Origin of the sequence: Moorena sp. SIO2C4 (genome assembly GCF_010672485.1) — a bacterium.
GTDB classification, from domain to species: domain Bacteria; phylum Cyanobacteriota; class Cyanobacteriia; order Cyanobacteriales; family Coleofasciculaceae; genus Moorena; species Moorena producens.
The window spans coordinates 1-6704 of sequence record NZ_JAAHGN010000364.1 but is presented as its reverse complement, the minus strand read 5'-3'; the positions used below and the strand labels follow the sequence as shown (position 1 = coordinate 6704).

Here is a 6704-nt window from a genome sequence, read left to right as displayed (position 1 = left end):
CGATCGCGTCCATAATTATTTGCCCCTCAGAGAAAAAATAGATACCGGAGTCTAGGAAAACCGAAGTCTACCAAAATGAGTACTGACTCAGAAGGGTGGCAAGCTTGTCGATGCAGCCAAACCCTTTTCAGCAGTCGGTTTAAGTAAAGCTTCCTCTCACCCTCCTTTTTCGTCAAGCCAGAATGCTGTCCGGATGCTCAAGTTCAAAGAGATGGAAGCTTCCTCCAATATTTAAGTGGCAGAGCCAAATTGTTGGTTTGGTAACTGCCCTGTCTTTAAAAAGAAAAAATTCTTTACATTTATAATTTTACGCTAATAGGGCTCACAATGTTATCTCAATCACATAATCAACGATTACGAGAATTCCAACAAGCCCTAGAACAAATGTACTACAAATTTGGCGCTGATGATGTGGCCCGATCAGCAATTCAGGAGCAGTTTCAAGCACTAAAGGGGCTGTTCATCACTGAGATCGCTAGTATTAGTGCCTCAGACATACCTCTGGATTATGCCTCTCGATGGCAGTCCCTAAAAACGGAAATTCACAAACAGATCCGATTATTGGAAAATGACCTGATGCTTCTGCAGGCATCCCGGAGTGCCCAGACAGCCAAATTGAGGCAGAAGGGAGTATGCGATCGCATTGGGACCCTGATTCAGTACTGCCAAGGGTGGCTGCAACAATCTCAGGAACAACCATAATACTCCTAGCGTAAGCATTCAGCTATCATCCTTAAAATTTATACAAAAGTTAAACCTGGCATCAAATCTTCATAAACGCGATCGCATATAGCAATCCTAAATCATTTGTAAAATTGGTAAAATCGTAAATCCTTGCAGGGCTTGGGTTATAGCGATAGCTTCGGCCAATATATTTCACGAATCATAAAGGAAACGCTATACATCGGACAGAGACACTGATAAATAAGAGGGAATGCACAGACAAAACAGCTCTATACTCCCTAATTTATACAACCACGAAGTGTCTAATCAGTTAAGTCAATTTCATTAAATATAAACTGCTTTCTGGATTAATGGCGACCGCTACTGTTTTAGGAGTTTTGTATTCTGCCAATCAAGCATCTGCAAATGTATCTGAGCAAGAATACAATCAACAGTATAGCAATTCAGGGAATTACGTACCAAAACTAACCTATGAGCAGTGGTAATACTTTAACGATTTCGTAAATGAAGAAAGATTAATGATAAATCAAGAGGATTTGCCTGAAATCGATTTTAATTTTCTGCGCTGGGAAAGTGGTGCCAACGATGTGGAAGTCTTTTTTATCAACGAAGGAGCCGGTTTCAGAAATCAACTATTCTATTCTGTGGATAATGGTAACAGTAAAGAAATAGTTTTTGATGATGTTTCCTCTCCCTTGAGCATTCTCCCTAACGACGATGGTCTTTTGGCACTTGGTCAAGGTGTAAATCTGGGGAATTTTGTCGGTGACACCTTTATTGAGTTTTTCATAAAGTCCGATGGGTACAATGATAATCGTGAAAACGACAAGTACTTTGGTTCCAATCGGGAAAAAATCCGCGACGAATTCAAGCTCGGCAGATTCAATCTCGACGGATTCATCATCTCTTGGGTTATGAAGTTGAATTTGGAGGGGAAAAGTTTGTGATGCTAGGATTTGAAGACGATTGGATATCCCAGCAAGCCCATGATTCAGGAGACCAAGACTTTAACGATGTTGTCTTTGTTATCAGCGGACTTACACACACACCGAGGCCACCATCAGGCAGTGTATCCACACCAGAACCAGGAACTTTAGTAGGTACGCTGTTTGCGTTCGGAGTTATGGGGTTAACGTCAGTACAGAAACGCCAAGGTAAAAAATCCTAGTCATAAGACTGAGGGAAAAGAAGGCTAAAGATAGTTACTTGGTAATTGGGCATTGGTTATTGGTCATTGGTTATTGGCTTACTATTACCCATTTCCCATTATCCATTATCTATTATCCATTATCCATTACCCATTACACATTACCTATTACCTATTACCTATTACCAGAACGTAGTCATATTCTTAGTTATAATGTGAATAGACAATATGAATCAAAAATAGTTTGTAGGAAACATTGCTGTATTCCTACAAACTATCTGTGTTTACCCCTATCAAGAATGGGTGCATCTCAGTTGTGTTGTTTGACTCGGTAAAATCCAGATTTTGGGTTTTACCGAAACATGATTCAATAGTGATGCCCAGGAATATTGAGTGATTGTATGATCAAACCAGGGGGAAAGTTGACTGAAGAATGGATTTTATGCTATCAGTCTAGTGATTGTATGATCAAGCCAGGGGGAAAGTTGGCTGAAGAATGGATTTTATGCTATCAGTCTTATGCTCTACATCTTCAGCTTCCTGGAGGTTTTGGTGTTCAAGAAAGAGTTTTTAGAGGCTAGAAGAAACTTAGATGTTGGAGCTTAGTTCTCAGTATAGTGATTTGCGCTATAAGTTTGCCAAGTATGGAGTCTTGGTTCTATCCCTTAATGAAACTCCAATGACCCCTGAAGACTATCAATGTATTCTTAATATTTCCTGCAAGACTCCTACTCGCTCGGTTACTGTGGGTGACAGAGGGGAAACTCACAACTTAGAAGTGGGTCGTCTGAAGACCGATACACCTTATCTACAAACTCTTACCTCTACTGGCACAGTGATTGAAAATATCCTCCTGAAGGAGCCAATGAAGGCCTTTTTTCAGTTCATAACCTGTGCTAAATTTCTAGAAATTCGACGCATTCAGTTGAATGTTATGAGACCTGGAGGCTATATTGGTGCTCACTATGATAATGATTCCGATCCACTGCGACATTTAGCAATTATTATTCATCTTCAGGAAGCTGATGAAGGTGGCGATCTAGTTGTTTATGATCAAGGAGGGTCTACCAATATATATCATCCTTTGTCAACTCAGATGGTACTCAGTGCAGGTGATCTACTCCACGAGGTGACTCCTGTTGTTCGAGGGGAACGACGGACTCTTGTAGCTTTTCTCTCTTTGACATCCTCCCGCCACTAAGCTACCGCTATAGTGGGGGATTCCTAAACCTCACGATTTAGGTTTCTGTTTCCTTCCCGTTTCGAGAAAGCCGACGCTACGCGAACGGGATTTTCGCAACTGCCCTTCAACCTTATGGTTGTCAGGTCTTATGTTCGCTCCACAGACTGACACGGCAAGTCCTGCCGCCAAAATATTCTGACTCGCGTTGATATCACGGTCATGGATAATCCCACATTCAGGACACTTCCACTCCCTAATATCCAACGGCATTTTATCAACGATATGCCCACAGTTCCCACATCTTTTAGAACTAGGAAACCATCGGTCAATCTTAATTAAGTCTCGACCATACCACTGGCATTTGTAATCCAGTTGTCTAGTTAATTCCCCCCAACTAGCGTCGCTAATAGCAAGGGCAAGTTTATGGTTCTTCACCATGTTTTTTATAGCTAAATCCTCAACGACAATCGTTTGGTTTTCGCGTACCAGTTGAGTAGTCAGCTTATGCAAAAAGTCTTTACGGGTATCAGTTATGTGTGCATGTACTTTAGCTACTTTTAGTCTAGCTTTTTGTCTGTTGTTAGAACCTTTTTTCTTGCGAGACAGTACTTTTTGAACACGTCTTAATTTCTGGTGTAACCCCTTAAAGTGCTTGGGATTAGTAATCTTTTCTCCGTCACTAGTAGCGATCAAGCTATTTATGCCCACATCCAAACCGATAGACTTATCAGTTTTTGGAAAAGGCTTAATAGTATGGTCATCTACCAGAAGAGATACATACCAACGTCCTCTAGCATCCAACTTGACAGTAATAGTAGAAGGAGTGCAATTTTCAGGTATTTTTTTACTCCATCGGATTGGCAAGTGCTCAGAGCATTTAGCTAAAAACACTTGCCCATTCTTCCAACGGAAAGCCGACTTAGTAAATTCAACACTACCGCCATTATGTTTCTTTTTGAAATTGGGATATTTAGCACGTCCTGCCCAGAAATTCGCAAAGGCTTTTTGTTCGCGTAGCGTCGGCTTCGCCGAAAGGTTCCTCAAGCCTTGTTGAAGCGGTACACAGCTAACCTCATTAAGGAAACTAAGCTCTTCTTGCTTTTTCCAACTTGTTAGCATTGAGGATGTTTGTGCATACCCAACTCGTTCTTGATTCTCATACCAAGCTTGAGTCCTAGCTGCTAAAGCCATGTTGTAAACCAACCGAGTACAACCCAGTGTCCGTCGCAAGAGAGTTTCTTGCTCGGTCGTTGGATAAAAGCGATAGCGATAGGCACGTTGAATCATACTCACATTATACACCACTTATTGTGAAGTCATACAATAGAGCAGGGCGGCGTTTCCTCTCACCGTTAAGCTTCGCTATAACGGGAGTCTCCACGCCGAAGATAGATGAAACATTAAATTCTCCCATAGGAAATTATCTGATGTCTATTGTGGTAAGCCCTCAACCCCCTCATCAACATTTAATGACCTTCCCTGGAGTTCTCTCTATTGGAGAGTGTGTTGACCTGGTTGAAGATGCAGCGAAGCACGAGTTGGAAGAAGCAAAAATTCGTGTCGGTCATGACTACTCTAAGCAAGTAATTGACCGTTCTTATCGATGGGCACATCTTCTCAAGATCCCTCAATTAACTGAGTATAGCTGGCTTTATCAACGCCTAATCGCATGTGCAGATCAGGCTAACGAGGTATTTAACTTCAATATTGAGAAGGAATTTTCAGAACCAATTCTTCTCCTACGTTACGGGATCGGAGGTCATTATAAGGAACATACTGATGTCAACAAAGGTGTAATTGGTGGACGCCGTATCAGCATTGTCGTTCAACTTAGCCCACCTGAAGACTATGAGGGGGGAAGTCTCATCTTTAGGAAAGCTGTACAAGTGGCTAGCACAGAGCAAGGCTCAGCAACACTCTTCCCATCCAGTTGGATTCACCAGGTACAGCCCGTTACACGAGGAACCCGCTTTGCTCTAGTAGCTTGGATTAATAGTCGGATCTTCGATGGAGTTTGATCGATCAGGGGTAGAACTAGCGAAGCTGTCACCAGGGGCAATCTAGCCTGAAACCCTTTTTGTTTACCGCTATCAAGAATGGCGATAGGACTTACCCAAGTGAAAGTAAAAATCAAGGTTTTAGCCAATGGCAAACCAGTAACTTCAAATGTACAGATGCTCAGATATCTCGATTTAAGCCAAATCAAACAGCAACACCTCTGCTTGCTCTTGACCCACTAACATCACAGATTCTGCTTGAGAAATAGCAGCACCATCACCAGCTTGTAGCAAGTAATTATCTAACTTGACCTGACCTCGTGCTACTTGTACCCAAATATGACGATCTTGATTAGCATGGGTTATTACTGATGCACCAGCATCCAGATTCGTGGCATAGACATTAACATCTTGATGAATGGTCACAGAACCATCCCGTCCATCCTCTGAAGCAACTAGTCTTAATTGATTCTGCTTTTCTTCTGGTGCATAAAATTTCTGCTCGTAGCTTGGTATTAATCGAGTTTGATTCGGTAGAATCCAGATTTGAAAAAAATGGGCGATGTCAGTGGCTGAATAATTATACTCACTGTGGGCAATACCTTTTCCTGCACTCATCCGTTGCACTTCACCAGGACGAATAACGGTTGTATTGCCAAGGGTATCTTTGTGCTCAAGGGCTCCTTCTAGGACATAGGAAATAATTTCCATATCTCTATGGGAGTGAGTTCCAAAGCCAGTTCCACCTTCAATCCGGTCTTGATTAATTACCCGCAGTTTGCCAAATCCCATATGAGCGGGGTCGTAATAGTTAGCAAAGGAAAAGGTGTGATAAGAATCGAGCCAACCGTAATTAGCGTGTCCTCTTTCAGAGGATTTACGAATTTTGATTACTTTCTGATTGTTTGTGGTTACAGTCATCGGGTTTGTTTCCAAATCTTGTAATTAGTCATTAATAAACTTTGAGGAGTACTACACTTGGAATGATTCTCCAAAGCTCTCCCCATAGTAAACTTGTTCGATATCAAACCGTCCACCATAGAGTTTAAAGCGATGCAGCGCGGTCTTGGGGGTTTCCCCCATGAGCGACTGCATCAAGACAGGGTTCAGCGGCGTATCCCATGGGGAGTAAACAACACACATCTACTTCCGCAGGAATGTTAAATGCTTCTTTAATTTGAGCAGACACAAATCCTTCCATGGGACAGGTATCAACCCCAAAGCTTTTTGCCACAATCATTAAATGAGCAACGGCTAACATAGTGTGACGATTTGTCCAGGCTTCGGTGGATTGAAACGAGGGATGATACTCAAACAATTGAGGAATGGAGCTACGCATAAAATCTGCATAAGCATCATTGACTCCACCAACATCTAACCCTAGTTGAATCACCGATTCAATGTAATCGGTTTGAGTAACTCGGCGATCGCCACAACAAATTAATACAACTGGAGCTTCTGTTACTTGACGCTGATTAAGCTGTTCGGCATTTAAATTGGTATAATAAAAATTAATAAATAACCCAATAATAGGAAATATGCCAGCAAAAAATTATCTGACACAAGAGCAAAAAACAATACTTCAAAAAGCCTTAAAAATAGAAGAAAATGGAAATATTAGAGAACGTATTTTAATTTTGCTGTTGTTGAATAGTGGAAAAACACAGTTAGAAATTGCTGAAGTTTTGGGTTG

The 6704-nt window shown here is 41.5% G+C and carries 8 protein-coding genes and 2 pseudogenes; 7 read left to right on the top strand and 3 right to left on the bottom strand.

All coding sequences use genetic code 11. The features are described from left to right. Positions 1-327 precede the first annotated feature (327 nt). From patD to F6K20_RS18985, 5 genes are all read left to right on the top strand, one after another. Positions 328-702, top strand: a complete 375-nt coding sequence (gene patD / locus F6K20_RS19005) for a heterocyst frequency control protein PatD (RefSeq protein WP_008190528.1) — start codon at positions 328-330, stop codon at positions 700-702. A 332-nt stretch (positions 703-1034) separates the two neighbouring features. Continuing rightward, a complete protein-coding gene (locus F6K20_RS19000) occupies positions 1035-1169 on the top strand; it encodes a hypothetical protein (RefSeq protein WP_008190529.1) in 135 nt (44 codons plus the stop codon). A gap of 33 nt (positions 1170-1202) precedes the next feature. Beyond that, a complete protein-coding gene (locus F6K20_RS18995; protein ID WP_008190532.1) occupies positions 1203-1631 on the top strand; it encodes a hypothetical protein in 429 nt (142 codons plus the stop codon). Further along, complete coding sequence (locus F6K20_RS18990) at positions 1628-1852, top strand: PEP-CTERM sorting domain-containing protein (protein ID WP_143764248.1); 225 nt, start codon at positions 1628-1630, stop codon at positions 1850-1852. Before F6K20_RS18995 ends, F6K20_RS18990 begins: the two co-directional genes overlap by 4 nt. 571 nt (positions 1853-2423) lie before the next feature. After that, a complete protein-coding gene (locus tag F6K20_RS18985; protein WP_008190538.1) occupies positions 2424-3032 on the top strand; it encodes a 2OG-Fe(II) oxygenase in 609 nt (202 codons plus the stop codon). 30 nt (positions 3033-3062) lie between these two features. On the opposite strand, the gene F6K20_RS18980 is transcribed toward F6K20_RS18985, so the two are convergent. Further along, positions 3063-4301, bottom strand: coding sequence for an RNA-guided endonuclease InsQ/TnpB family protein (locus F6K20_RS18980; RefSeq protein ID WP_071986982.1), 1239 nt, complete (start codon positions 4299-4301; stop codon positions 3063-3065). Between the two features lie 140 nt (positions 4302-4441). On the opposite strand from F6K20_RS18980, the gene F6K20_RS18975 reads away from it, so the two are divergent. Further along, positions 4442-5032: a 2OG-Fe(II) oxygenase gene (locus F6K20_RS18975; RefSeq protein ID WP_008190544.1), complete on the top strand. Its 591-nt coding sequence runs from the start codon at positions 4442-4444 to the stop codon at positions 5030-5032. A 174-nt stretch (positions 5033-5206) separates the two neighbouring features. Here F6K20_RS18975 and F6K20_RS18970 read toward each other — a convergent pair whose 3' ends face one another. Further along, positions 5207-5932, bottom strand: coding sequence for a pirin family protein (locus F6K20_RS18970; RefSeq protein WP_008190546.1), 726 nt, complete (start codon positions 5930-5932; stop codon positions 5207-5209). Positions 5933-5983: 51 nt separating this feature from the next. Next, positions 5984-6506 (bottom strand): annotated as a pseudogene (locus tag F6K20_RS18965) (nitroreductase family protein); the annotation flags it as partial. A gap of 43 nt (positions 6507-6549) precedes the next feature. Here F6K20_RS18965 and F6K20_RS18960 point away from each other — a divergent pair. After that, positions 6550-6704: pseudogene (locus F6K20_RS18960) on the top strand (IS630 family transposase); the annotation flags it as partial.